The organism is Streptomyces sp. NPDC006265, from assembly GCF_040613555.1.
Taxonomy (GTDB): Bacteria; Actinomycetota; Actinomycetes; order Streptomycetales; family Streptomycetaceae; genus Streptomyces.
Genome location: NZ_JBEXSH010001403.1, coordinates 1 through 1,426, shown reverse-complemented (window position 1 = coordinate 1,426; position 1,426 = coordinate 1). Strand labels below are relative to the sequence as shown.

General features: G+C 72.5%; 2 protein-coding genes. One reads left to right on the top strand and one right to left on the bottom strand.

Features of this window, described 5'->3' with window-relative positions; all coding sequences use genetic code 11:
• Nucleotides 1–880: alpha/beta hydrolase-fold protein (locus ABZ281_RS49300; RefSeq protein WP_356665372.1), on the top strand; the 880-nt coding region annotated here is incomplete at its 5' end.
• Here the strand turns inward: ABZ281_RS49300 and ABZ281_RS49295 are convergent.
• Nucleotides 771–1,426: trimeric intracellular cation channel family protein (locus tag ABZ281_RS49295; RefSeq protein ID WP_356665371.1), on the bottom strand; the 656-nt coding region annotated here is incomplete at its 5' end. The genes ABZ281_RS49300 and ABZ281_RS49295 overlap by 110 nt on opposite strands.

Genomic DNA, 1,426 nt, shown 5'->3' with positions numbered 1-1,426 from the left:
GGTGCGGGTGACCCAGCTCAGGGGCCGGGTGTCGGGGGTGAACGCCGAGGTCTACGTCTGGCTGCCGCCGCAGTACGGCGAGCCGGCCTACCGCCACCACACGTTCCCGGTGGTGGAACTCCTGCCCGGCTACCCGGGCTCGGCGAGGGCCTGGTTCGGCTCGCTGCACGCGCACGAGCAGCTGCTGCCGCTGATGCGGAGCGGGCAGGTCGCCCCGTTCATCCTGGTCGCGCCCCGCACCAACCTGCTGGCCGGCGTGGACAACGGCTGCGCCAACATCCCGGGCACGGTCAACGCCGACACCTGGCTGAGCGTCGACGTGCCGAAGATGGTCACGGACAACTTCCGGGCCCAGTCCGCCCCGCGGGGCTGGGCCGTCGCCGGCTACTCGGCCGGGGCGCACTGCGCGGCCCGGCTCGCCGTCGCCCACCCCGACCGCTACCGGGCCGCCGTCAGCCTGTCCGGCTACAACGACCCCATCGGCGAACGCGACTCCCTCACCGCGCAGAACCCCGCCCTGCGCGCCGCGAACAACCCCTGCCTGATGCTGCGCAGGTCGCCCGAACCGCCGCGGATCGCGCTGTACCTCTCCGGCCAGCCGCACGACGGCTACGAGGCCGCCGTGGCCCTGGAGCAGACCGCGAAGGCCCCGACGACCGTGCACGTCGTGTACATCCCGAAGAGCGCGGGCGGCCACACCATGGCGCTGTGGCGGCCGCAGGTGGTCCCGGTGTTCCAATGGCTGACCCAGGAGATGGGCCTGCGCCCGGTCACGGCAGGACGGGCTGCTCCTCCTCGCTCACCGTCGAGCGGCGGTGCCACGCCCGCGGAGCTCGCCAGTGGTACCGCATCGCGAGCAGGCGCAGTGCGAAGGCGGTGATCACCGCGAGACCGCTGGTGAGCGGGTTCAGGGCGTCGTAGCGGATGCACAGGGCGGCCAGGGCGGAGCCGACGATCGCCGGGACCGCATACAGGTCGCGGTCCCAGCGCAGCAGCGAGGGCACCTCGTTGGCGAGGACGTCCCGCAGCACACCGCCGCCCACGGCGGTGGTCAGCCCGAGTCCGGCCGAGGCGGTCAGGCCGAGCCCGTACTCGTACGCCTTGATCGTGCCGGCCACGCAGAACAGGCCGAGGCCGGCCGCGTCGAAGACGTTCACCGCGACCTGGATGCGCTCCACCTGGGGGTGGAGGAAGAAGACCAGGAGGGTGGCGAGCAGCGGGGTGAGGAAGTACCCCAGGTCCGTGAAGGCGGCGGGCGGTACGGCACCGATGACCAGGTCCCGGAACAGCCCCCCGCCCAGCGCGGTGACCTCGGCGAGGACGGCCATGCCGAACACGTCGAAGTTCTTGCGCACGGCCAGCAGGGCGCCGGAGATCGCGAAGACGAAGATGCCGATCAAGTCGAGCGTGTGCTGGACGGACGGGC